Origin of the sequence: Acinetobacter sp. 243_ASPC (assembly GCF_001054715.1) — a bacterium.
Lineage (GTDB): Bacteria > Pseudomonadota > Gammaproteobacteria > Pseudomonadales > Moraxellaceae > Acinetobacter > Acinetobacter soli.
In genome coordinates this window covers 1-23,217 of sequence record NZ_JVOR01000010.1, presented here as the reverse complement: position 1 = coordinate 23,217, position 23,217 = coordinate 1, and the positions used below count along the sequence as shown (strand labels likewise).

General features: G+C 45.2%; 24 protein-coding genes. 16 read left to right on the top strand and 8 right to left on the bottom strand.

What is annotated here, in order from left to right; genetic code table 11:
• The first annotated feature begins 166 nt into the window (after positions 1 to 166).
• From ubiG to ADA42_RS01175, 11 genes are all read left to right on the top strand, one after another.
• Complete coding sequence (ubiG, locus tag ADA42_RS01225; protein ID WP_004941828.1) at positions 167 to 877, top strand: bifunctional 2-polyprenyl-6-hydroxyphenol methylase/3-demethylubiquinol 3-O-methyltransferase UbiG; 711 nt, start codon at positions 167 to 169, stop codon at positions 875 to 877.
• The gene (locus ADA42_RS01220; RefSeq protein ID WP_171249901.1) at positions 877 to 1,587 is read left to right on the top strand and encodes an HAD family hydrolase; all 711 of its coding nucleotides are present in this window, start codon (positions 877 to 879) and stop codon (positions 1,585 to 1,587) included. The genes ubiG and ADA42_RS01220 overlap by 1 nt, the downstream gene beginning before the upstream one ends.
• 31 nt (positions 1,588 to 1,618) lie before the next feature.
• Positions 1,619 to 2,365: a YciK family oxidoreductase gene (locus ADA42_RS01215; RefSeq protein ID WP_004941833.1), complete on the top strand. Its 747-nt coding sequence runs from the start codon at positions 1,619 to 1,621 to the stop codon at positions 2,363 to 2,365.
• 308 nt (positions 2,366 to 2,673) lie between these two features.
• Positions 2,674 to 3,075, top strand: a complete 402-nt coding sequence (locus ADA42_RS01210) for an RcnB family protein (RefSeq protein WP_004944447.1) — start codon at positions 2,674 to 2,676, stop codon at positions 3,073 to 3,075.
• A 182-nt stretch (positions 3,076 to 3,257) separates the two neighbouring features.
• Positions 3,258 to 3,563, top strand: coding sequence for an RcnB family protein (locus tag ADA42_RS01205; RefSeq protein ID WP_048763144.1), 306 nt, complete (start codon positions 3,258 to 3,260; stop codon positions 3,561 to 3,563).
• A gap of 109 nt (positions 3,564 to 3,672) precedes the next feature.
• On the top strand, positions 3,673 to 5,025 hold the full coding sequence (argA, locus tag ADA42_RS01200) for an amino-acid N-acetyltransferase (RefSeq protein ID WP_048763142.1): 1,353 nt from the start codon (positions 3,673 to 3,675) through the stop codon (positions 5,023 to 5,025).
• A 401-nt stretch (positions 5,026 to 5,426) separates the two neighbouring features.
• Positions 5,427 to 6,401 (top strand): sulfonate ABC transporter substrate-binding protein, encoded by a 975-nt coding sequence (locus ADA42_RS01195; protein WP_048763141.1) that lies wholly within the window; start codon positions 5,427 to 5,429, stop codon positions 6,399 to 6,401.
• Positions 6,402 to 6,418: 17 nt separating this feature from the next.
• Positions 6,419 to 7,414: an aliphatic sulfonate ABC transporter substrate-binding protein gene (locus tag ADA42_RS01190; protein ID WP_048763139.1), complete on the top strand. Its 996-nt coding sequence runs from the start codon at positions 6,419 to 6,421 to the stop codon at positions 7,412 to 7,414.
• 27 nt (positions 7,415 to 7,441) lie between these two features.
• Positions 7,442 to 8,626 (top strand): FMNH2-dependent alkanesulfonate monooxygenase, encoded by a 1,185-nt coding sequence (ssuD, locus tag ADA42_RS01185; protein WP_048763138.1) that lies wholly within the window; start codon positions 7,442 to 7,444, stop codon positions 8,624 to 8,626.
• Entirely contained in the window at positions 8,623 to 9,423 is an 801-nt protein-coding gene (gene ssuC, locus ADA42_RS01180) for an aliphatic sulfonate ABC transporter permease SsuC (protein ID WP_004941853.1), read from the top strand. Before ssuD ends, ssuC begins: the two co-directional genes overlap by 4 nt.
• A gap of 12 nt (positions 9,424 to 9,435) precedes the next feature.
• Complete coding sequence (locus ADA42_RS01175; RefSeq protein WP_048763136.1) at positions 9,436 to 10,230, top strand: ABC transporter ATP-binding protein; 795 nt, start codon at positions 9,436 to 9,438, stop codon at positions 10,228 to 10,230.
• A gap of 62 nt (positions 10,231 to 10,292) precedes the next feature.
• Here the strand turns inward: ADA42_RS01175 and rutG are convergent, their stop codons facing one another.
• The 5 genes from rutG to rutA all read right to left on the bottom strand — a co-directional run bounded on the left by rutG (position 10,293) and on the right by rutA (position 14,559).
• Complete coding sequence (gene rutG / locus ADA42_RS01170; protein WP_004944467.1) at positions 10,293 to 11,657, bottom strand: pyrimidine utilization transport protein G; 1,365 nt, start codon at positions 11,655 to 11,657, stop codon at positions 10,293 to 10,295.
• A gap of 27 nt (positions 11,658 to 11,684) precedes the next feature.
• Positions 11,685 to 12,251, bottom strand: coding sequence for an NADH-dependent FMN reductase RutF (gene rutF, locus ADA42_RS01165; RefSeq protein WP_048763135.1), 567 nt, complete (start codon positions 12,249 to 12,251; stop codon positions 11,685 to 11,687).
• Positions 12,252 to 12,320: 69 nt separating this feature from the next.
• Positions 12,321 to 12,707 (bottom strand): pyrimidine utilization protein C, encoded by a 387-nt coding sequence (gene rutC / locus ADA42_RS01160; RefSeq protein WP_004944472.1) that lies wholly within the window; start codon positions 12,705 to 12,707, stop codon positions 12,321 to 12,323.
• A gap of 11 nt (positions 12,708 to 12,718) precedes the next feature.
• A complete protein-coding gene (rutB, locus tag ADA42_RS01155; protein ID WP_004944474.1) occupies positions 12,719 to 13,453 on the bottom strand; it encodes a pyrimidine utilization protein B in 735 nt (244 codons plus the stop codon).
• Complete coding sequence (gene rutA / locus ADA42_RS01150) at positions 13,450 to 14,559, bottom strand: pyrimidine utilization protein A (RefSeq protein WP_048763133.1); 1,110 nt, start codon at positions 14,557 to 14,559, stop codon at positions 13,450 to 13,452. Before rutA ends, rutB begins: the two co-directional genes overlap by 4 nt.
• 449 nt (positions 14,560 to 15,008) lie before the next feature.
• Between rutA and ADA42_RS01145 the strand changes: the two genes are divergently transcribed.
• On the top strand, positions 15,009 to 15,623 hold the full coding sequence (locus ADA42_RS01145; RefSeq protein WP_004941873.1) for a TetR/AcrR family transcriptional regulator: 615 nt from the start codon (positions 15,009 to 15,011) through the stop codon (positions 15,621 to 15,623).
• A gap of 1 nt (position 15,624) precedes the next feature.
• Here the strand turns inward: ADA42_RS01145 and rutD are convergent, their stop codons facing one another.
• The gene (gene rutD, locus ADA42_RS01140; RefSeq protein ID WP_048763132.1) at positions 15,625 to 16,440 is read right to left on the bottom strand and encodes a pyrimidine utilization protein D; all 816 of its coding nucleotides are present in this window, start codon (positions 16,438 to 16,440) and stop codon (positions 15,625 to 15,627) included.
• Positions 16,441 to 16,857: 417 nt separating this feature from the next.
• Here rutD and ribF point away from each other — a divergent pair, with 417 nt between their 5' ends.
• The 4 genes from ribF (at position 16,858) to ADA42_RS01120 (ending at position 21,768) form a co-directional block, all read left to right on the top strand.
• Positions 16,858 to 17,859 carry a riboflavin biosynthesis protein RibF gene (gene ribF, locus ADA42_RS01135; RefSeq protein WP_048763131.1) on the top strand — a complete coding sequence of 334 codons (1,002 nt, stop codon included), beginning with the start codon at positions 16,858 to 16,860 and terminating at the stop codon, positions 17,857 to 17,859.
• A 64-nt stretch (positions 17,860 to 17,923) separates the two neighbouring features.
• Positions 17,924 to 20,761 carry an isoleucine--tRNA ligase gene (gene ileS / locus ADA42_RS01130; RefSeq protein WP_048763129.1) on the top strand — a complete coding sequence of 946 codons (2,838 nt, stop codon included), beginning with the start codon at positions 17,924 to 17,926 and terminating at the stop codon, positions 20,759 to 20,761.
• Positions 20,754 to 21,293 carry a signal peptidase II gene (lspA, locus tag ADA42_RS01125; protein ID WP_004941885.1) on the top strand — a complete coding sequence of 180 codons (540 nt, stop codon included), beginning with the start codon at positions 20,754 to 20,756 and terminating at the stop codon, positions 21,291 to 21,293. Before ileS ends, lspA begins: the two co-directional genes overlap by 8 nt.
• Positions 21,286 to 21,768: an FKBP-type peptidyl-prolyl cis-trans isomerase gene (locus ADA42_RS01120; RefSeq protein ID WP_004941888.1), complete on the top strand. Its 483-nt coding sequence runs from the start codon at positions 21,286 to 21,288 to the stop codon at positions 21,766 to 21,768. The genes lspA and ADA42_RS01120 overlap by 8 nt, the downstream gene beginning before the upstream one ends.
• Positions 21,769 to 22,023: 255 nt before the next feature.
• Here the strand turns inward: ADA42_RS01120 and ADA42_RS01115 are convergent, their stop codons facing one another.
• Together ADA42_RS01115 and ADA42_RS01110 are read right to left on the bottom strand one after the other, a co-directional pair.
• Entirely contained in the window at positions 22,024 to 22,335 is a 312-nt protein-coding gene (locus tag ADA42_RS01115; protein ID WP_048763127.1) for an ankyrin repeat domain-containing protein, read from the bottom strand.
• A gap of 33 nt (positions 22,336 to 22,368) precedes the next feature.
• Positions 22,369 to 23,043 (bottom strand): hypothetical protein, encoded by a 675-nt coding sequence (locus ADA42_RS01110; RefSeq protein WP_048763125.1) that lies wholly within the window; start codon positions 23,041 to 23,043, stop codon positions 22,369 to 22,371.
• Positions 23,044 to 23,217: the final 174 nt, after the last annotated feature.

Genomic DNA, 23,217 nt, shown 5'->3' with positions numbered 1-23,217 from the left:
CTCTGAATCGTTATGCTGAGTGTATGCGCTAAATATAAAACAAATATTCAATTTTCGTTTCGTTGTGTGAAGATTTTTTCTGAATTTATCGCTTTTTCTAGAATTATCGCTACACTAAACAATATATCAAAATCATGACAATCCATTTTAATCTGAGGTCACCCGCATGTCACAGTTGAATGTTGATCCACAAGAAATTGCAAAATTTGAAGCACTTGCGGCCCAATGGTGGGATCAGGATTCTGAATTTCGACCATTGCATCAGATCAATCCATTGCGTCTGAACTGGATTGACGAGCATGCAGGCGGTTTGGCGGGTAAAAAGGTGCTCGATGTCGGTTGTGGGGGCGGTATTTTAGCCGAAAGCATGGCACGCCGTGGTGCAGACGTACTCGGGATCGATATGGGTGAGGCGCCGCTGAATGTGGGTCGTTTGCATGCCCAGCAAGAAAACGTCAGCAACATCGAATACCGTCAGGTACTGGTGGAAGACTTGGCCAAAGAACAAGCCGGTCAGTACGATGTCGTGACCTGTATGGAAATGATGGAACACGTACCAGATCCTGCATCGATTATTCGTGCTTGTCAGGCTTTGGTTAAACCGGGTGGACATGTCTTTTTCTCCACCATTAACCGTAATCCAAAGTCTTATGTATTTGCCATTTTAGGTGCCGAATACATCTTGCGTTTGCTGCCAAAGGGCACGCATGACTATCACAAATTTATCCGACCGTCCGAAATGGCGCAAGACATTCGCCATGCGGGGCTCACGCTCAAAAATATGATCGGTCTGCATTATAATCCGCTGACCAAGCGTTACTGGCTCGCGCCAAATGTCGATGTTAACTACATGGTTCATACGGTAAAACAAGGATAATCATGAGCGCTGTTCTTTTTGATCTTGATGGTACCCTGATTGACACAGCGGCTGACTTTATTCGCATCATTCAGGCCATGTGCCGTGAAGAACAGCGTGATGTAGTCGATGCCGACTTGATTCGCACTCAAGTGTCTGAAGGCGCTCGTGCCATGGTGAAGTTGGTCTATCCAGAACTGGCCGTCGATGATGCGACCTTTCTCGCGCATCGTCAGCGCTTTCTCGATTTGTATGAGCAAGATATTGTCGTAGACACCGACCTGTTTAGCGGGATGACATCTTTACTCGAACAGTTAGAGGCGCAGCAGATTCCGTGGGGTATTGTCACCAATAAACCACGTTATCTGACCGAATTGCTATTAAAGCGACTTGATCTGACCGAGCGCTGTGCGGTGTTGGTATGCCCAGAAGATGTCAAACATGCCAAACCTGATCCAGAACCCATGTTTCTGGCGGCCGAGCAGCTTCAGGTTCCAGCCGAGCAAATTATTTATGTGGGTGATCATCCGCGTGATATCGATGCAGGACGCGCAGCCAACATGTATACGATTCTGGCCGCTTATGGTTACCTACCGCTGGCCTACAAAGACGATCTGGCGGCCTGGCAAGCCGATGCGATTGTGCACACAGTTACAGAACTGGAAACAAAAATTTTGCAGCAGCTGGGTTTAAAATCAAATCCAGCTGAACAGATGCAACAGCATGCTTGATAACAACACTCAATTTTAAGGAGGTTCCACAATGAAATATTCAGAATATCAACCTCGTACTGATTTACTCAAAGACCGCATTATTTTAATCACGGGTGCTGGCGATGGCATTGGGCGTGCAGCAGCACTAAGTTATGCCTTGCACGGCGCTACAGTGGTATTGCATGGCCGTACCCTAAACAAACTTGAAGTCATTTATGATGAAATTGAGAGTCTGGGTGCACCGCAACCGGCCATTTTGCCGTTACAGCTTTCAAGTGCTTCAGATCGTGATTACGAATTGCTGTTTAATACTCTTGAAGACCAGTTTGGTCGCCTAGACGGTATTTTGCACAATGCGGGCATCTTGGGTGAACGTGTTCCGCTGGCGCATTATCCTGCCGACGTATGGGATGATGTCATGGCGGTAAATCTGCGCGCACCGTTTGTATTAACGCAGGCACTATTGCCCTTGCTTGAAAAATCGCAAAATGCATCGGTAGTGTTTGCCAGCTCTGGTGTGGGTCGTGAAGCGCGCGCATTATGGGGTGCTTATTCGGTTTCAAAAGTTGCCATTGAAGCTGTCAGCAAAATTTTTGCCAGCGAACATACTTATCCGAATATTCGCTTTAACTGCATTAACCCGGGGGCAACACGTACTGCCATGCGTGCCAAAGCCTATCCTGAAGAAGATCCACTGTCTTTACCAACATCCGAATCGATCATGCCCGCCTATCTGTACTTGATGGGTGATGATAGTCTCGATTTAAACGGCGTCAGTATCGATGCACAGGATTAACGGATAAAGCGAATCTTGAACAGCATGTGTTCGGTCACTTACACATTGGTCTAGGTCTGGTTGCGTATGCAATCAGATCCATTTAAAGTTAAGATCATGATCAAATAAAAATATTGCATCTTATGATATACAAGCCGGATCTAAGCCGAAAAAATTCAGCACCTTAGCCTGATAAACAAAAAAGATATCTCCATATTTTTAATAGAATTATTGAATGATCTTCACAGTTTCTCTGCATTTTTTTTGTACATTAAAGGCTCGTACAAATACCCATTCACAGAGAATACTTGTGTCGTCGAGGATGCATCATGAAAAAGATTTTGACAAGCTTAGTCGTATCACTTGCTACGCTCACAAGCACTGTCACGATCGCAGCACCTAATTTTGATCGCGGATCAGATATGGGGGGACCTCCCCGTGATCGCGGTCAAGGTTTTGATCGCTCAAATCGTTTTGATCGCGATCAGGATGACTCGATTCGTTCGGAGCGCCGCTTTCGTCAAGAACAAGGCGTACAGCGCTTAAAACAGCATCGCTGGCAGACAGGTTACATCATGCCGCAGCATTATCGCGGCGATGCCTATAAAGCCGACTATCGCGAGTTTAATCTGCCCCGTCCGAGCCGTGGCCAGCAGTGGTATAAAATTAACAATGATTTTATTTTGGTCAATTCAGACAGCAACGATATCGTTCGCATCATGAATTTTTAATCGATCTCCTCAAAAAGTCAGATTTCGCCTGAACCCACGTTCAGGCTTTTTTTATTTAAGAAATTTTTTGGATCCAATTTTTATCCATGAACTTCACATTTTCACAACGTGTCTTCATCATTCATCTTAAATTATTCATTACATTAGATTTATCAAATCGACAAAGATAAATGAGGAACATCATGCGTAAATTAACTACTGCCATTATTTTAGCAACAGCAGGTATTGTGACCACTTCGGCTATGGCTGCACCACACGATCACAACGACATGCGTCATGAGCATCATGCTACGTATCAGGATAAAAAAGCCGACTGGCGTCCGGGTCAGTTCGCACCAAAACAGTACGTATCCGACCGTTATAAAGTCGATCACCGCGGATATAAAAAGCTTCATAAGCCAGGGCGCGGCCAACACTGGATTAAAGCCAACGGCCATTATCTTTTAATCAACGATCACAACCACAAAATTATTCAAGTCGTTCGCTAATTGAATCCCTCAAAAATGCCCAAGCCATGACGGTTTGGGCATTTTTTTATTGAAGGATTAGCGATTTTGTTTAGAATCCTAACTATGCTTTCCTTATGCTGAGCCTTCTATGTCGCTTCCAGAAAATCATTCTGAACACACTCAAACCCAACAGTATGTCCACTGGTTTCGAAACTCAGCTCCGTATATCAACGCGCATCGAAATAAAACGTTCGTTTTAATGTTTGGTGGTGAAGCCGTTCAACATCATAATTTCCAGCATATTATTCACGATATTGCCCTGCTGCACTCTCTGGGCATCCGTCTGATACTGGTACATGGTGCTCGCCCACAAATTAACCAGAATCTTCAAGAAAAATCATTATATACGCCTATTCACCAGCATCGGCGTGTCACCACACGTGAATCGTTAGCGAGTGTCATGAATGCGGTGGGTTCAATTCGTTTGCAAATTGAAGCGCTGCTTTCTATGGGGCTCGCCAACTCGCCGATGCACGGCGCACGCATTGATGCGGTGTCTGGCAATTTTGTTACCGCCAAGCCTTATGGAATCCGGGATGGTATCGATTTTCAACTGACTGGTGAAGTACGAAGTATTGATACCGATGCGATCAGAGGTCACCTCGATAACCATAATATTGTGGTATTGGGCCCAACGGGATATTCCACCACAGGTGAGGTATTCAACTTAATGGCCGAAGAAGTGGCCACCCGTACGGCCATTGCGCTCAAAGCAGATAAACTAATTTTTCTGGCCGATCAGCAAGGCTTGGTCAACGATGAAGGTAAACTGCTGCGCGAACTGACGCCGCATCAGCTTGATCGCTACATTCAGCAAAAGGCACAAAGGCTTGAGCATGTCATTCCGCTACAAGGTGCCCAAACGGCTTCGCTTTCAGGCGTGCATCGTGTGCATTTAATTCCTTATTTTCATGATGGTGCCTTAATTGAGGAGCTGTTTACCCGTGACGGGATTGGTACGCTTATTACCGATGCACATTATGAAGAGGTGCGTATCGCCAACATTCAAGATGTCGGTGGTTTGATTCATTTGCTGCGCCCACTCGAGCAAGAAGGAATTTTGGTGTACCGCTCACGCGAACGACTGGAGAGCGAGATTGCTCAGTTTGCTGTGATTGAACGTGATGGCATGATTCTGGCGTGTGCAGCGCTGTATCCAATACCAACCGCAAAAGGCGAAATTCGTTCGGCCGAAATTGCCTGTGTAGCGGTCGATCCGGCCTATCGCAAATCCAACCGAGGTAGCCAGATTTTGCACTTTTTAGAAGAAAAAGCGCGCCAAGACGGAATTTTACAGTTATTTGTACTGACCACACGTACAGCGCACTGGTTCTTAGAGCATGGCTTTTCGCATGCCAGCGTGGACGAATTACCCGACGCGCGCCAAGCACTTTACAATTTTCAGCGTAACTCGTTGGTCTTTAAAAAAATCCTGATGTAAACCCATCTGTTGGGCAGTCGCTTGCAAGTCAGAGCCAGACTGCCCTTTGCCTTTCGCTACATGTCAGATTGTGTGAGTCATTTGGCTTTAGCAGAACTTGCTATATCTTTATTCATGCAATCTTTAGTCAAATCAGCGCTATTGCCTGCCTTCACCGCTTTATTCAGTTTTAAGATGACATTATTAATGTATTGAAAATACATAAAATTCAAACACTTAATTTAATAAAATTCATTGCCGTCATAATTTTAAAAATGACAAATACAGATAAGCTTTGCAGTTTTTTATTTATCTATTTTTTACATAAGTAATGTTAAAAATCTTATTTTTTATGCAAAGCAATTGGTTCTAAGGTGTGCCCTCTAGTTCGATCTTTTCACTTTTTCGAGGCAGCACGCATCATGGCCAGTATCGCATCTTCTTCATGGTTTAAGTTTTCAGTGATTGCAGCAGGAATCACCAGCATGATGATGCTTAGCGGCTGTGCCAAAGAACAAAAACAAGCACTCACCACTTTAAATATTGGTTTTCAAAAATACGGTTTATTGCCCATCGTGAAACAACGTGGCGATCTGGATCAGGCCCTGAAAGCACAGGGTATTCAGGTGAAATGGGTCGAGTTTCCGGCGGGTCCGCAACTGCTTGAAGGCTTAAATGTCGGAAGTGTCGTATTTGGTGAGTCGGGCGAGGCACCTCCTATTTTTGCACAAGCTGCCAGCCCTAATCTGGTGTACGTGGCTAATCAGCCTGCTGCACCAAACGCCGAGGCACTGATTGTTCAAAAAAACTCGCCTATTCAAAGTATTCAAGATTTAAAAGGCAAACGCGTGGCGCTGAACAAAGGCTCAAACGTGCATTATCTGCTGCTTAAATTACTCGAGAAAAACCAGCTCACGCTGCAGGATATTCAAGTGGTGTATTTACCACCTGCCGATGCCCGTGCAGCCTTTGAAAAAGGTGCAGTGGATGCATGGGTGATTTGGGATCCATTCTTTGCAGCAGCAGAGCAGCAAATTGGCGCACGTGTACTGGCCACCGGGCAAAATCTGGTCAGTAACCATCAGTTTTATTTAGCCGATCGCAAATTTGCCGAGCAGCATCCAGAAGTACTTAATACCGTAGTGCAACAGCTCAATCAAACCACCGAGTGGGTCAAAACCCATCAGGACGATGCAGCTCGTTTATTAGAAAAACCGACCGCGCTGGATTTCAATATTTTAAAAACGTCCATTTCGCGTATGGGCTTTGGGGTTACACCACTCTCACCTGACGTGATTCAGCAGCAGCAATACGTTGCAGATGCCTTCTATCAACAAAAACTGATTCCACAACCACTCAAAATTCAAGATGCCATTTTAACTGGCCAAATAAAATAATTGGGGCAACATCCATCATGACTCTATTAAAAACATTCGGCGTAATCGGTGCATTGGGGCTTAGCGTGGTGATAACCGCATGTCAAAAGCATGACGCAGGCACAGAAAATAAAGCCCAAACCACGCCCGCAGCCGAAAGCGCAGTGAAAACCCTGACCATTGGCTTTCAAAAATCATCGCTGAATCTCTTGATTGCCAAGCAACAAAAAATTTATGAACAGGAATTTCCGGGCGCCAAAATTGAATGGCGTGAATTTCCTGCAGGGCCACAAATGCTTGAAGCCTTGGCCGTAGGTGCAGTCGATTTTGGCGCTGTGGGCAATACACCGCCTATTTTTGCTCAGGCAGCCGATAAACCGCTGAGCTATGTCGGATATGAAGTAGTTCCTGCCGATTCGCAAGCCATCTTGATTCCAACAAACAGTCGCATTCAGTCCATTGCCGATTTAAAAGGCAAGCGCATTGCCGTTCAAAAAGGATCAAGTGCGCATGAACTACTGGCCAAAGTATTGCAAAAAGCGGGGCTGAGCTGGAGCGATATTCAGCCCATTTGGCTCCCACCTGCCGATGCGCGCGCGGCTTTTGACAAAGGTGCCATTGATGCATGGTCGATCTGGGAACCGTACTTAAGCACTACCGAGCTTAAAGGCCATGCAAAATCACTGATCGATGGCCGTGCGTTTCCAACCACCTATTCATTTTATATCGGTAATCCTCGCTTTATTCAGCAACACCCCGATGCAGCACAGAAAGTTTTAGATGGTTTGAATAAAGCCGATCAATGGTTTGTTCAGCATCAAGATCAAGGTTTAAGTATTTACGCGCAGAGTACGGGTCTAGACACGCAAGTGGCGAAGGCGGTGTTGGATAAGCGTGCCAAACCGTCTCCAATTCAACCCATCAATGCCGAAGTAACGCAAGCGCAGCAGCAGATTGCAGATCTGTTTCAGCAGGTGCAGCTTATTCCCAAAACCATCAACGTGAGCCAGACCATCTGGACTGCGAATCCCTAGATTTAGCAACTTGTAAGGAATGTTAGTATGAATATTTTCTGGTTTATTCCCACTCACGGTGACAGTCGCTACCTCGGAACCAGCAAAGGCGCACGTCAGGTCGACCATGGCTATATGAAGCAAATTGCTGTTGCGGTCGATCAACTGGGTTATACCGGTGTACTGATTCCGACAGGTCGTTCTTGTGAAGACCCATGGATTACGGCCGCCAGCCTCATCGATGCCACAACGCAGCTCAAGTTTTTGGTGGCGCTGCGCCCGGGCATTACCACACCAGCACTAGCGGCGCGGATGGCAGCCACCTTCGACCGACTTTCGAACGGACGTATTTTGCTGAACTTGGTCACCGGTGGCGACGAACAGGAACTCAAAGGCGATGGCTTATATGAAGACCATGACACGCGCTATCAGACGGCCACCGAATACGTCAAAATCTGGCGCGAAATTTTAATCCGTTCGCATACAGGCGAGTCATTGACCTTTCACGGCGAACGGTTAAGTGTCGATGATGCCAAGCTGCTTTATCCGCCTATTCAGCAGCCGTATCCACCACTTTGGTTTGGCGGCTCATCTGAAGCGGCTGCCGAACTGGCTGCCGAACAAGTCGATACTTATCTGACTTGGGGTGAACCTCCAGCGGCAGTGAAAGAAAAAGTAGACGCCATGAAAGCACGTGCACAAGCCAAAGGCCGCACACTCAATTATGGAATTCGCTTGCATGTGATTGTGCGTGAAACCAACGAGCAAGCATGGGCTGCAGCCAATGAACTGATCCAATATTTAGACGATGACACCATTGCCGCTGCACAAAAGAAATTTGCCCAGATGGATTCGGTGGGACAACAGCGTATGGCAGCCTTGCATGGCGGACGCCGCGATAAGCTTGAAGTGTCACCCAACTTGTGGGCAGGGATTGGTTTAGTTCGCGGCGGTGCGGGAACTGCACTGGTCGGTGATCCTGAAACCGTTGCCGCGCGTATTCAAGAATATGCCGACCTTGGTATCGATACCTTTATTTTCTCTGGTTATCCGCATCTAGAAGAATCAATTCGTTTTGCTGAACTGGTGTTTCCACTGCTGCCGCTTAAAACCCGTGAAAAACTGACCCAACCGAATCTGACTGGACCATTTGGCGAGATTATTGCCAATAACTATGTTCCGAACCAGCAAAAGGACGAACCCAAAAATCAGGTCGTCAAGGAGCCCGCATGAGTCGATCGAATACATCGAATGTTTCACGTGGAACCAAAGCACTCGGGCAGCAATTGCTGCCTTGGGTATTCCCGGTGGTGCTGATTGCAGTCTGGCAATTTGCATCGAGCGTGGGCCTGTTGCAAAGCCGTGTTTTACCCGCACCGAGTGCCGTGGTGAGTGCATTTTGGCAGCTTCTGATCAGTGGTGAGCTTTGGCACCATGTCAAGGTGAGTGCTGGTCGTGCACTGATTGGCTTACTAATAGGGGGTGGACTGGGGTTATTTTTGGGGCTGCTCAATGGCTCGTCCAAAATCGCCTCTACCCTACTCGACACCACCTTACAAATGATTCGTAACATTCCTGCACTGGCGCTGATTCCACTGGTAATTTTGTGGTTTGGTATCGATGAATCTGCCAAACTGTTTTTGGTGGCCGTCGGGGTATTTTTTCCAATGTATATCAATACCTATCACGGTATTCGCTCTGTCGATCCTCAGCTGATCGAGATGGGTAAAAGTTACGGTTTGAGTCGCTGGCAGTTATATAAAGAAATTATTTTACCGGGTGCAATGCCATCGATTTTAGTGGGCTTGCGTTTTTCTTTAGGTCTGGTTTGGGTATTGCTGATTGTGGCTGAAACCATCTCTGCACAAGCAGGTATTGGCTATATGACCATGAACGCACGTGAATTTTTGCAGACTGATGTCGTGCTAGTAGGCATTTTACTTTATGCCTTACTGGGCAAACTGGCAGATGTGCTGGCACAAAGCCTAGAACGTTATTTGCTGCGCTGGCATGCAGGCTATCAACAATAAGAGGTCATAATCATGAGCAATTTAAATGTCCCGCTGTATCTAGATCAGTCAAAAACAGCAGCCACTCCAGATGATACAAAAGCGCCTATCGGTGCAGAAATTTTAATCGAACAACTGCATAAATTTTATGGTCAGGTTAAAGTACTCGAAGATCTGGATTTACACATTCAACCCGGCGAGTTTATTGCGATTGTTGGCCGTAGCGGCTGTGGTAAAAGTACCCTGCTACGCCTCATTGCAGGGCTTGAAGACACCAGTTACGGTGAAATCAAATTTAAATCGGCACGCAATTTCCGTGAAGGCATTACATCAGACGACATTCGGGTCATGTTCCAAGATCCACGCCTGTTGCCATGGAAAAGTATTGTGCATAATGTGCAGTTGGGTTTAAAGAAAGAACAGCAGCATCATGCCGTCGCCTTGCTTGAAAAAGTCGGCTTAAAAGACAAAGCAGAACAATGGCCTTCGCAGCTTTCGGGTGGTCAGCGCCAGCGTACAGCCTTGGCACGCGCGCTTTCACATTCCCCACGCATCTTATTGCTAGATGAGCCACTTGGCGCGCTCGACGCCCTGACGCGCCTTGAGATGCAAAGCCTGATTGAACGTTTATGGACTGAGCAAGGCTTTACGGCTATTTTGGTTACACATGATGTCAGTGAGGCGGTGCAACTGGCAGACCGCATCATCCTGCTGGATAAAGGCCATATTGCACAAAGTTTTGAGGTGAAATTGCCGCGTCCGCGCCAGAAAAGTCTAGAGTTTGCCCAGCTTGAGCAACAGGTGCTTGAAGCCGTTTTAGCCACCTAAATACTACTGCCCAAATAAAAAACAGCGTGTCATCTGGCACGCTGTTTTTTTTATTTTTCTTTTTAGGAGGAATGCGGTGTTGCAGGATGAATCGTTTTTTCAGTCGATGCATTCACTGTTGCGACAGGCTGCTGCTGAGTTCGGTTTAAAAGCAAATTCAGTACAATCGCCGCCAGCGTAGCCGTGCCAATACCGCCCAAATCAAATGCACCAATATGCAAACTAAAGTTACCGGCCCCCATAATCAAACTGACCGCCGCGATAATCAGCGTGCTGTTTTGACTAAAATCAACTCGATGATCGATCCAGATTTTGGCTCCGGCCACTGTAATCAGGCCAAATACCACAATCGATGCACCACCCAGCAGTGCCACCGGAATGGTATGAATAATCGCGCCAAATTTTGGAGATAAACCCAGTAAAATCGCAAAGACACCTGCAAATAAAAAGATGGTGGTGGAATAAACCTTGGTCACCGCCATCACACCAATATTTTCTGCATAAGTGGTCATACCGGTGCCGCCTACAGAAGCCGATAAGGTGGTACAGACTCCATCGGCAAAAAAGCCACGCCCCATATACGGCGAAAGGTTACGACCGGTCATGGCCGAAACTGCTTTAAAATGTCCCAGATTTTCAGCCACCAAAATTAAGGCGACAGGTGCAATTAACAAAATGGCATTTGCCTGAAATACAGGCTGATGAAATGTGGGCAAACCTATCCACGCGGCTTGAGCAATTGGCGCAAAATCGATGGCTTTACCCAACCCCATCAAGTTGGCCAAAACAAAGTAAGCCAGATACGCCAAACATAGCCCGACCAGTAACAATAAGCGCCGCAACATGCCTCGCGTAAAGACGGCAACGGCACTGATACACAAAATGGTCAGGACCGCCATCCACGTATCAAAGCCATTAGCAGAGACACTTTTAATGGTGACAGGTGCCAGATTTAATCCAATAATCATCACAATTGCACCCGTGACAATCGGTGGCATCAGTTTTTCAATCCATGCTGTTCCTGTTCGCATCACGATCAGACCAATCGCAGCATAAATCAGACCACATACCACTGTACCACCCAGTGCCAATGCAATATTGGGATTGGCACCCACCCCATTGTATCCTGTGGCAGCAGCAACCGCCGCAATAAAGGCAAAGCTTGAACCTAAATAGCTAGGCATCCGCCCGCCAGTGAGCAGAAAAAATAAGATGGTGCCAAATCCGGTAATCAAGATAGTCAGATTGGGATCAAAACCCATCAACATGGGTGCCAGCACCGTGGCACCAAACATGGCAAAGGCATGCTGCATACCTAAAACCACACTTTTTCCTGCGGGAAGATATTCATCGATTTGAACCGGCTGATGATTCAGGTCGCCTCGATAAGGTTTAAATTTGGTAAACCACGGTTCATGTTGCGACATGACGATTACTCCTGCTCTTTAGCTGCCTTAAGCCACAGCATGTGGTTCACAATAGTGACGATTAAAATACATCAAGGCATTTTTACCCTGACACTGCTGTATGGCACGAACCTCACAAATCAGTACATCATGACTGCCCACCGAAACGCTTTTCACGACTTCACAATCAAACGACACCAGCGCATCTTGCAATACAGGTGATTGCGTGAGCAAACAATCCCACTCCCCCTGCGCAAAGCGATCGCTCATTGGGGTTTTGCCACCAAATAAATTTGACAGATGTGCCTGATGAGCTGCCAGTGTATTTACGCAGAGCACCTTATTTTGCTCAAAGGTTTTAAACACCGATGCCCCCCGATTCAGACATACCAGTAAGGTCGGTGGAGAATCGGTGACGCTACATACGGCCGAAGCTGTAAAGCCGGATTTTCCTGCAATGCCATCGGTGGTAATCACGTGGACGGCGGCACCCAAATTAGACATTCCCTGTCGAAAAACCTGTGAGTCGACGTGTAAAGTGGTCGAACGTTCAAGTGGTGAACTGTGACGAATCAACGTTTCAATATGTTTTGCAGTGTCTTCTAATACGGTCATAAGCTGTCTCCTGCCTCACTGGGCTAAGCGTGGTATCTCATACGCCGGTCGCTTTAAGGTTTTAATACGTTAAGGGGCCACATGAGCCACCGATGCAATTTCGATTAAGGCTTCGGGCTTAACCAAACCCACCTGTACGCAGTAGCGTGCTGGACGCTCATCTGGAAAGAATTCGGCATATACGGCGTTAATCGCCGCATAGTCAGACCAGTCACGTAAAAAAATATGGTTAAAGGTGATGTCTTTGAGCGTTCCTCCAGCATGACTGACAATGCCTTGAATGGTTTCAAGCACATGCCGGGTTTGGGCTGCGGCATCGCCGACATGCACCACATTGTTGTGTGCATCGAGCGGTAAAATACCGGAAACATAGACAATATGATCTGCCTTGGTGGCAGGTACATAAGGTGCCAGTGGGGCTGGTGTTCCAGCGGGTAAAATAATTTCTTTTGGCATACGGCGACTCGCTAGGCAGTTTTGGCTAAATGAGATTGATCGAAAGTTTCGACAAAGGTCTGGGTATCCGATACCCAGCCAAAAAAGGTTTTAATGTTGTACATGCTGGCCTGTTGCATCTCGACTGGCCCGGCCTGATAGCAGGCATCTTCCAGTGCAACACCAAAATATTCTAAAAAGAAGCCGTCTCGCAGGGTCGACTCCACACAAACATTGGTGGCAATACCCACAAAAACCAGATTGCGTATGCCGCGTGCACGTAGCATGCTGTCTAGCGCGGTATTGAAAAAGCCACTATAGCGAGGCTTTTCAATCACGATGTCTTGTGCCAGCGGTGTCAGTTCATCAATCAGCTCAAAATCCCAGCCACCTTTTGCCAGTAATTTGCCTTGAAGTTCGGGTTGTTTGCGCATGGTTTTTAAGGCATTGGATTTATGAAAGTTCGGAGATCCAGCACCCCCTGCCTCAACATAGGCCTTGTCCCAACCGTTTTTAAAATAAATGACTTGTATACCCGCAGCATGCGCAGCCGCGACGGCTTTTTGAATATTCTTGACCACAGGTTTGGTTTTCGAGACATCAAATCCGGCCAAATCCAGATAACCGCCAATCGAGGTATATGCGTTTTGCATATCAATCACAATCAGCGCGGTATGCTCAGGTGCCATTTGGATGGCTTCTGGCTCGGCTTTAAGTACACATCCCGTTCCGGCACGTTCGGTAAAATCAGCAACAACGGTATTCATGCGCTTTTCTCCAATGCGGTGAGTGGACGATATTCAGCAACTGCATCTTGGCGCGACATCATCAGCGGTTGGATGCGCTCGCCAAAATCTTCAACACCTTGGACAAAATCATCAAAGGTGAGCAAGATGCCTTCTGTCCCCTGAATCTGGGCAATTTCATCGAGCATGGCAGCCACACTGGCATACGAGCCCACCAATGTGCCCATATTGATATTGACCGGTGAAACACTCGAAGCCATCTGACGTACATTGGTATCTGCGCCTGAGCGTGTATCTTTACTGCCCTGATTCATCAGCCAGTTAATCGCCTCAACGTCTGCACCGGCATTGTAATGTTGCCACTTGGCCATGGCCTCAGCATCAGTTTCTGCTGCAATCACCATAAACAGCACATAAGTTTGTACATCACGCCCGGTTTGATCGGTAAACTCCTTTAAACGGTCATTAATTGCAGCATAGGCAGTCGGGGTGTTGAGGCCTTTGCCAAACACAAAATTGTAGTCGGCATGTTGTGCCGAAAATGCCAGCCCCGAATCGGATTGACCCGCACAAATAATTTTCATATCGGCTTGCGGCGTAGGGCTCACGCGGCAATCGTCCATCTGGAAGTGTTCCCCTTTAAAATCGGATTGTCCTGTCGCCCAGAGTTCACGCAGGATCTGTACATACTCAGATAAATAGTCATAGCGTTTGGCAAAATACTCATCGCCTGGCCACATTCCCATCTGGCTATATTCAGGTGCTTGCCAGCCCGTCACGACATTAAGTCCAAAACGACCATTCGAAATCGAATCAATGGTTGATGCCATTCGCGCCACAATGGCTGGTGGCATCACCAGTGTTGCAGCAGTGGCATAAATTTTGATTTTACTGGTGACCGCAGCCAACCCTGCCATGAGGGTAAAGCTCTCCATGTTATGATCCCAAAATTCAGTTTTTCCGCCAAAACCACGAAGCTTGATCATAGAGAGCGCAAAATCGAAGCCGTAATGTTCAGCGCGTTGTACAATTTTTTTATTCAGTTCAAATGTCGGCATATATTGAGGCGCATTTTCCGAAAGCAGCCAGCCGTTATTTCCGATAGGACAAAAAACACCAATTTTCATACTACCCATCCTTCTTATGACGGCAATAGGTCACGCTGTGCGTGATCGCCTAGATTAATAATCATGGTACGTAGAATGGCCAATTCTTAATTTTTTATATTGCATACAACGTGCCAACTTTAAATAAATATTATTTTTCATATATTTAATAAAAACATACGGTCAAACAGTTTTTACCATTTAGTAAAATAATGTGGCATTCAGATGCACTGTTTTTGTGTACAGCGATTCAATAGTGTGCAAAAATCGCGCAGCAGAAAATCTGGCTGCGAAATAGCCGACTACAACCCGTTGTATGCAGCATGTGTTTACTTCCTAATCAAACTAGATAATCTCTAAACAGATGAGCGACTTAAGCGGACATAAAGCGAAAGAAAATCGCCAAGAACTGTGCACAAATCATTCGATTTCCCTTACAATGAGCTGACTTTCCCCAGTTTGTTAAATCAATGGAACAAAAAAAGAGTACGCAAAAACGTAATCAGCTTCTCAATGCCGCTCTGGATGTCTTTTCTACGTATGGCTTTAGTGGGGCGAGTCTGGACGAAATTGCGCAATTGGCACAAATGCATAAGTCCAACATCTTTTATTATTATGAAAATAAAGAAGCACTCTACGTTGAGGTGCTGACTACTGTTTTACAAAAATGGCTGGCGCCTTTACAGACGCTTGAAGTTGAGCTGGAGCCGACCGAGGCTTTGGCCCATTATCTGATTCAAAAAATTGAAGTCTCACGTACCCAGCCAAAAGCATCTAAACTGTTTGCGCTTGAGATTATTCAGGGTGCGCCGCATATTCTGGAAATTTTGAAAGGGCCGCTGAAAAAACTATTTAAGCGTAAAGCCAAAGTCATCCAGACTTGGCAGGAACAAGGCAAAATCTCGGCAGAGATCGACCCAGAATTACTGATCTTGAACATTTGGGCCGTTACCCAAAACTATGCCGATTTCAGCACGCAAATGGACATGGTCACCGGCAAAACACTGAAAAATAAAAGTATGCATCAGCGCGCGATCGAACATACCGTGCACATGATGCTCTATGGTGTACTGCCGCGTACCTGATTCAAGCTGATTTGAGCTGAGCATTATCTGTTTGATTCAAAAACTCAATCAGACAAGTATTGACCTGTCCAGCTTGCGTGACCGTGCAGGCATGGCCGCCTTGCGGCAAAATCACCAGCTCTGCATGACTCAGCGCCCGGTACAATTGCAAAGATTGTGTATAGGGCACCAGCATATCGTCCTGATTGCACAACAGTAAAATCGGAAGTGAATCTAGAGCGGTACAGCGCGGTTTATCCAAAACATAGTGCATCAAGGCATTTAGGCGCGCCAGAACGTTGCCATGTGGCGGAAAATCTTGCTGCAACTTGGCTTCTTGTTCAATCAGCATCGCGCTATGACTGGAAATCCAAGTGGGTGGGTATAAAAATAGGGCCTGGGCATGTAAGTAAGCCGCAGCCCCGGCCTGCTCAAGTAAGGTGCGCCGAGTGGTAAAACATCTCCGCGTATGCGCATCGAGAGATTGCCAGGCATTAATCAGACTCAGACTGAGCATCTGGGCGCTGGTTTGCGCAAATCGATATGCCCATTCCACGCCAATAAAACCACCCAAGGCATGACCAATAAAATGAAAGCGTTTGATCTGCAAATGACAGAGTAATTGCTCGACCTGCTCGGCAAGATTAAAAAAAGAATAGTCTTCAGGCAAAGCCGCACTGTCGGCATGACAGCCTTCCTGATCGTAGATCACCACATGAAAGTATGCTTGCAAGGCCTGTATTTGCGGTTGCCAGAAACTGGCGTGACCACCTAAACCCGAGGCCAGCACCACATAATCGGCCTCTTTGGTTATATTTGGATAAACCTGATAGTACATTTTCAACCATTTGGTAAAATCATGATTGAAATGATCAGCAAAATTTATGCCGTTTTACAGCATATGAAAATCTTTTATGAGCAAGCCTAATCGAAATATCAAAAATCGTGCCCTACACTGTTTTATGAAGGATCACCTATCTATCAGATCATAGAAATACGTATTTATCCTTTTTCATCACAAGCAGTATTGGATTATGTATATGCCGATGAGATCGATTCAGATTGACCCGATGCAGTGCGTATATTTATCATCAAAAACAGGAAAACTGATTAATAAATCATAAAAACATTAGAAATACTGATCTATAACAATAAAAAGAGAAAGTTTTCCTTTGCATAAAAACACAACAACAAGACGAATGCGTTAGATTATGGCAATATAAAGCCTCTGCAAAATTCTCAGTATTTAACGCTCATGAAGTTGCTTCGTCTTAACGCATTATCGCCAGATTTTCAGTTAGCTCCAACTGCGGTCACGATCGGCAATTTTGATGGTGTTCACTTGGGACACCAAGCGATGATTTCACAGCTTAAAGCATTGGCTCAGGCTGAGGGATTAAAAACGCTGGTCATGATTTTTGAGCCTCAACCGCTTGAATATTTTAAAGGCTACGATGCTCCGCCACGTATCAGTTCTCTTCGCGAAAAAGTCGAATATTTGACTGAACTGGGTGTCGATTATATTGCGGTTGCTAAATTCGATCAGTTCTTTCGCAGCCTAAATGCCACCGAATTTGCAGATTTGCTCAAATTTAAACTCAATGCCCAGCATCTGGTCTTGGGGGACGATTTTCATTTTGGTAAAAACCGTCAAGGCAATAGCGAGTTTTTACGCGATTACGGCTTTGATGTAACCAACTTAAACACCATCAATTTTGAAGGTGACCGCGTCAGTTCTACCCGTATCCGTCAGGTTCTGGCCGAAGGCGATCTGGCACTGGCTGCGCAGCTTTTGGGGCGTCCTTATAGTATTATTGGTCGGGTTCAATATGGTGACCAGATTGGTCGTACCCTAAACTTTCCGACCATCAATGTTCGTCTTGGGCGCCATAAGCCTTGTTTAAGTGGCATTTATGCCGTAGACGTGGTCTGTGAAACCACCGCCTTAAATGAAAAAGTTCGTGCGCAAAATCCGGAGCAACTCGGCGTAGCTGGTTATCGAAGTGACAGCCTGTTTGGCGCAGGCCATGTGGGTACCCGTCCTGCCATTGCGCAAACTCATCCCGAATGGCGATTGGAAGTACACTTTCCACAAGTTTCTGCTAATCTGTATGGCTTATTGATGCGGGTGACGTTTTTGCACTATTTACATGGTGAACGACCTTACCCTTCGCTTGAAGCACTCAAGGCCGGCATTGACCAAGATGTTGAAGATTTGCTCGAATATCGTGAGCAACATTCACAACACCCTTTTTAATTTCGAATTTTTTGATAGTAAAACACGTCAGCGTTCGAGCTGATTGAACTGGAAGACGACTTGCATGAGCGATAAGCAAACTCCTGAAAATGCAGTGGATTACAAAGCCACGTTAAACCTGCCGGGCACCGAATTTGCAATGAAAGCAAACTTGGCCGTACGCGAAGTAAAATGGTTAGAAGAGTGGTACGCCGACAACATTTATCAGAAGATTCGTGAATCGCGTATTGGCAAGAAAAAATATGTATTACACGATGGCCCTCCGTATGCCAACGGTCAGATTCATTTGGGTCATGCAGTCAACAAGGTACTCAAAGACATCATTATTAAAAGCCGCGTGATGGACGGCTTTGATGCGCCGTATGTACCCGGCTGGGACTGCCACGGCTTGCCAATCGAACTTAAAGTTGAAGAAAAAGTCGGTAAAGTCGGCGTTAAAATCGATGCATCGAGCTTCCGTAAAGCCTGCCGTGACTACGCCATGAGTCAGGTCGACTTACAGCGTAAAGACTTTATCCGGATGGGCGTTTTTGGTGACTGGAATGATCCGTACCTGACCATGAACTTCAAACAAGAAGCTGATATTGTGCGTGCCTTGGGTGAAATTCAAAAAGCAGGCCATATCGAACCTGGTTTAAAACCTGTGAACTGGTGTATCGACTGTGGTTCTGCATTGGCAGAAGCTGAAGTGGAATACGAAGATAAAAAATCCGACGCCATTGACGTTGGTTTTGGCGTGGTCGATCTTCACGATTTAGCACAACGTGTCAATGCAGATGTCACCGCACCAACCGATATTGTGATCTGGACAACTACTCCATGGACATTACCTGCCAATCAGGCGGTTGCACTGAACGCCGAGATTGATTACCAACTGGTACAAGTTCAAGGCGAACGTGGTCTGCAAAACTTTATTCTGGCCAAAGATCTGGTCGAATCGGCGATTGAGCGTTACAAGCTTGAAAATCCAGTCGTGTTGGCAGACTTTAAAGGTGCAGCACTTGAGCATCTCAAGCTGCAACATCCATTACTGGTGGATCGTCAGGTTCCTGTGATCTTGGGCGAACACGTCATTGCCACGAGCGGTACGGGTGCAGTGCATACCGCGCCGGGCCACGGTGCAGACGACTACAAAGTTGGCTTGCAATACAACTTAAAAGTAGATAACCCAGTGGGTGGAAACGGGGTTTATTTACCAAGCGCACCTATTTTTGCCGGTGAGCACATCTACAAAGCCAATCCGCAAATCATTGAGGCATTGGGCAGTGTTGGACGCTTGTGGGCACATCAACCGATCAAACACAGCTATCCACATTGCTGGCGCCACAAAACACCAATCATTTTCCGTGCAACACCGCAATGGTTCATCAGTATGGACCAAAAAGGCTTACGTGACGGTGCAATGAATGCCATCGAAAATGAGATCAGTTTTGTACCTGATTGGGGTAAAAACCGTATTCAATCCATGATTGAAGGTCGTCCAGACTGGTGTATCTCACGTCAGCGTACATGGGGTGTTCCAATTCCATTCTTTGTACATAAAGATACCAATGAATTGCATCCGCGCACCGCTGAACTCATCGAAGAAGTTGCCAAACTGATCGAACAAGAAGGCATCGATGCATGGTACAATCGTGATGCCAAAGACTTCATTGGTGAAGATGCAGCACACTACAATGCAGTCCGAGACACACTAGACGTCTGGTTTGACTCAGGTACAACACACTATGCGGTTTTGCGCCAGCGTGAAGAATTAACCGATCCGGCAGATTTGTACCTTGAAGGGTCTGACCAGCATCGTGGCTGGTTCCAGTCATCTCTGCTCACTTCTGTCGCGATTAATCAGCGTGCACCTTACAAAGGCTTACTGACGCACGGTTTCGTGGTCGATGAAAAAGGCCGTAAGATGTCGAAGTCTTTAGGCAATATCATTACCCCTCAAGACATCATCAAAGACATGGGTGCAGATGGCTTACGTTTCTGGATTGCGTCAAGCGATTACCGTTATGAGATGACCGCAGGTAAAGAAATTTTCAGCCGTGCCTCAGATGGTTATCGTCGTATTCGTAATACCTTGCGTTTCTTGCTGGCCAACCTCAATGGCTTCAAACCGTCTACAGATGCATTGCCTGTCGATAAATTGATTGCACTGGATCAATACATCTTGCAACGTGCTGCTGAGGTTCAAAAAACTATTCAGCAAGCTTACGAAGATATGAACTTCCATATCGTGTGCAGTGCATTGACTAACTTCTGTATCAATGACTTGGGTGGTTTCTATCTTGATATCATCAAAGATCGTCAGTACACCACCAAAGCAGACTCACAAGCGCGTCATTCTGCACAAACCGCTTTGTATCATTTGGTTCAGGCATTTGTACGCTGGATGGCACCAATCTTAAGCTTCACTGCACAAGAAGCATGGCCGTTAATTCCAGAGCAAAGCGAGCAATATGTCTTTACTACCGAGTGGTACGATATTCCTGTCGCAAGCAGTGCAAACTTGGTGTCTGAGGCCGACTGGCAAACATTAATTAACGTAAAATCAGCAATTAATAAGCAGATTGAAGCGGCACGTAACGCTAAGATCGTGGGAAGTAATCTTTCTGCCAAAGTTGAAATTTGGGCCAAAGATGACATTCAAAGCGTTTTAAACCAGTTAGGTGATGAACTCCGTTTTGTACTGATTACATCGCAAGTGCATGTTTATGCCTATGCAGAGCACGGTGAAGCGACAGAGCTTGATGGCCTACGTGTCAAAGTGACTGCGGCTGAAGGTGAAAAATGTGTGCGCTGCTGGCACGTACTTCCAGATGTCAATACACATGTAGATCACCCAGGTTTATGTGGTCGTTGTATTATTAACGTCACGGGCAGTGGCGAAGTGAGAAAATATGCCTAAGCTTCAAGCAAAAAAGGGCTTATTCCAGTTTTATCCTCATAACCTGATTTGGCTCGCACTTTCTGTGCTGGCCATTGTGGTGGATCAGTGGACCAAGTGGATTGCCAGCACCCATCTAAATTATGCAGATCCGGTGCCAGTTTTGCCCTTTTTAAACTGGACCTTACTGCATAATTATGGCGCAGCGTTTAGCTTTCTGTCCGATGCAGGAGGCTGGCAGCACTATCTATTTACAGGTTTAGCAGGCATTGTATCCATCATTTTTGTGTTTTGGCTGATGCGCATGCCTAAACAGACCGTTGTGCTGCCTGCTGCGATTGCATTGATTTTGGGTGGTGCATTGGGCAACTTGATTGATCGTGTGACCTTAGGTTATGTGGTCGATTTTATCCATGTGTTCTATCAAGATCACCACTTTCCCGCGTTTAATATTGCCGACAGTGCGATCACTCTGGGTACTATTTTATTGTTAATCGATACGTTCTTTCTAGAAAAGCAACGTATCCAACGTGCAGAAGCCAAACATGACTGAGATTATCCAACCTAACGAAGAAATTCGTATTGAAGAAGGTGCAAAAGTCGATTTGCACTTTTCAGTGGCCATTGAAAATGGCGTTGAAATTGATAATACCCGCAGTCGTGAAGCGCCTGTTAGCCTTACCATTGGCGATGGCAACTTACTGCCAGGCTTCGAAAAAGCACTGTTTGGATTACGTGCTGGTGACCGCCGTACGGTACATTTACCACCAGAAGACGCTTTTGGTGAATGGAATCCAGAAAACATACAAAAGTTTGATACGGTCAAATTCGAGCAACGACCTATTGTCGGCCATATGATCGAGTTTGAAGATAAAGCGAAAGCCACCTTATTTGGTGTGGTGAAATCGGTCGACGACAGTATTACCGAAATCGACTTTAATCATCCACTTGCAGGAAAAAATATTACCTTTGAAGTTGAAATCTTTAAGGTAACACCTGCTGGCCAGCAAGGCATTAAACTGATGTAAATCAAAAGCACTCTTCTGAGTGCTTTTTTTATCACGTTGTCAGCAAAAGCCTACACGCATCATGGTGAATCACCCATGTCGTGATTAAGAATTTTTAACTAAGATACAAGACATAGAGAGACAGGAAGTCTCATTGAAAATAAAAATACACAGGATGTGGTCGTAAATAGGACATTAACGACACAATAATCGGAATACAAAGAACCCCTGTCAGGATGATAGGGGTTCTTTTTTGGCTGTTATTTTTATATATGGTTATAAATCTTTTAGGTACTGCACAATCTGTGTATTTTGTGCCATTTCTGCCAGTTCCAGTACCGTATATTGGCCTTTAAAACTGATATCGGCACCTTTACTGACCAAAAGCTTTACAACATCCAGATGATCATTTTCAGCAGCAGCCTGAAGGGCGCTGTAACCTTCTTCATCGCTCTGATTCGGATCGATACCGTCTGCGAGTAATTGCCTTACCCGCGCTGTATCACCAAGTGATGCCCAGTACACGAGTTCAGGTAGATTGATTTCGTCATCTTCTTTGGGAATTGGAGAGAAAGAGTTGAGCTTCATTATCATTATCCTAGTATTATAAGTTGAATCAATTTAATTTACAGTAAATGATTTTTCAGTTAAGTTATCATATATAAAAATCTCTTCGAAATTATGTTTAATATTTAAAGCTTTAACTTTTTCTTCTAAGATGCTCCATTCTCTTGAAAAATATATAATATCTAACTCACAACAAATAATTAAAATAGTATTTTTTGGGTAGTTTTTACTGTTTTTCTTATGAATTCTTAGAGCAATTAAATCTATAAAATGTTCAATGAAACTTGAATTATTATAGCTAATACATTCTGATTTTATAACTTTATTAGACTTATCAACTCCATCAGCTGCATAACAATATCCTTGTTTATCTAGTAGTTCTCTCACTAGATATTCCTTAGGATGTACAGCACAAGTTACTTCTAAAAAATAAGTATCCTCAAGTACTTTAATTTCTGCATCAAAACATGCAGTGCGCGATGTCCAGCATACTTGAATGTAATTCCCTAATCTATATTTAGTTTTTATATATACTGAAATTGGAAGAATTTCTTCTATTAATTCCTTTATGTTACGAGGCCTTTTTCTCAATTCATAACCATGTTGGTCATGCTCTTTAACATATTCAAATAGATCATAGGCTATTCTGCAAAAGTCTAATCCATCAACATAGCAATCTTTTATCTTAGCGAAAAATTTAGCCTCATCTTTCCAATCCAATTCTTTCATAGAGATTAAATAATATTAATAAGGAATTAGTATATAAAACTTTAAACCGCTTATCGTTTATATAAAAGTCTAAACTTCAAATCAAGAATACAAAATAAGACAGTTTCTGGATTACAAAGCTAATTTTTATATGCATTTTTCCACTTATTTTAGGCATAAAAAAGCCCCCTTAAC

What these genes read in the sequence shown, in the direction of transcription:
- ubiG (WP_004941828.1), top strand. Translation starts at nt 167, where the DNA reads ATGTCACAGTTGAATGTTGATCCACAAGAAATTGCAAAATTTGAAGCA.
- ADA42_RS01215 (WP_004941833.1), top strand. Translation starts at nt 1,619, where the DNA reads ATGAAATATTCAGAATATCAACCTCGTACTGATTTACTCAAAGACCGC.
- ADA42_RS01210 (WP_004944447.1), top strand. Translation starts at nt 2,674, where the DNA reads ATGAAAAAGATTTTGACAAGCTTAGTCGTATCACTTGCTACGCTCACA.
- ADA42_RS01205 (WP_048763144.1), top strand. Translation starts at nt 3,258, where the DNA reads ATGCGTAAATTAACTACTGCCATTATTTTAGCAACAGCAGGTATTGTG.
- argA (WP_048763142.1), top strand. Translation starts at nt 3,673, where the DNA reads ATGTCGCTTCCAGAAAATCATTCTGAACACACTCAAACCCAACAGTAT.
- ADA42_RS01195 (WP_048763141.1), top strand. Translation starts at nt 5,427, where the DNA reads ATGGCCAGTATCGCATCTTCTTCATGGTTTAAGTTTTCAGTGATTGCA.
- ADA42_RS01190 (WP_048763139.1), top strand. Translation starts at nt 6,419, where the DNA reads ATGACTCTATTAAAAACATTCGGCGTAATCGGTGCATTGGGGCTTAGC.
- ssuD (WP_048763138.1), top strand. Translation starts at nt 7,442, where the DNA reads ATGAATATTTTCTGGTTTATTCCCACTCACGGTGACAGTCGCTACCTC.
- ssuC (WP_004941853.1), top strand. Translation starts at nt 8,623, where the DNA reads ATGAGTCGATCGAATACATCGAATGTTTCACGTGGAACCAAAGCACTC.
- ADA42_RS01175 (WP_048763136.1), top strand. Translation starts at nt 9,436, where the DNA reads ATGAGCAATTTAAATGTCCCGCTGTATCTAGATCAGTCAAAAACAGCA.
- rutG (WP_004944467.1), bottom strand. Translation starts at nt 11,657, where the DNA reads ATGTCGCAACATGAACCGTGGTTTACCAAATTTAAACCTTATCGAGGC.
- rutF (WP_048763135.1), bottom strand. Translation starts at nt 12,251, where the DNA reads ATGACCGTATTAGAAGACACTGCAAAACATATTGAAACGTTGATTCGT.
- rutC (WP_004944472.1), bottom strand. Translation starts at nt 12,707, where the DNA reads ATGCCAAAAGAAATTATTTTACCCGCTGGAACACCAGCCCCACTGGCA.
- rutB (WP_004944474.1), bottom strand. Translation starts at nt 13,453, where the DNA reads ATGAATACCGTTGTTGCTGATTTTACCGAACGTGCCGGAACGGGATGT.
- rutA (WP_048763133.1), bottom strand. Translation starts at nt 14,559, where the DNA reads ATGAAAATTGGTGTTTTTTGTCCTATCGGAAATAACGGCTGGCTGCTT.
- ADA42_RS01145 (WP_004941873.1), top strand. Translation starts at nt 15,009, where the DNA reads ATGGAACAAAAAAAGAGTACGCAAAAACGTAATCAGCTTCTCAATGCC.
- rutD (WP_048763132.1), bottom strand. Translation starts at nt 16,440, where the DNA reads ATGTACTATCAGGTTTATCCAAATATAACCAAAGAGGCCGATTATGTG.
- ribF (WP_048763131.1), top strand. Translation starts at nt 16,858, where the DNA reads ATGAAGTTGCTTCGTCTTAACGCATTATCGCCAGATTTTCAGTTAGCT.
- ileS (WP_048763129.1), top strand. Translation starts at nt 17,924, where the DNA reads ATGAGCGATAAGCAAACTCCTGAAAATGCAGTGGATTACAAAGCCACG.
- lspA (WP_004941885.1), top strand. Translation starts at nt 20,754, where the DNA reads ATGCCTAAGCTTCAAGCAAAAAAGGGCTTATTCCAGTTTTATCCTCAT.
- ADA42_RS01120 (WP_004941888.1), top strand. Translation starts at nt 21,286, where the DNA reads ATGACTGAGATTATCCAACCTAACGAAGAAATTCGTATTGAAGAAGGT.
- ADA42_RS01115 (WP_048763127.1), bottom strand. Translation starts at nt 22,335, where the DNA reads ATGAAGCTCAACTCTTTCTCTCCAATTCCCAAAGAAGATGACGAAATC.
- ADA42_RS01110 (WP_048763125.1), bottom strand. Translation starts at nt 23,043, where the DNA reads ATGAAAGAATTGGATTGGAAAGATGAGGCTAAATTTTTCGCTAAGATA.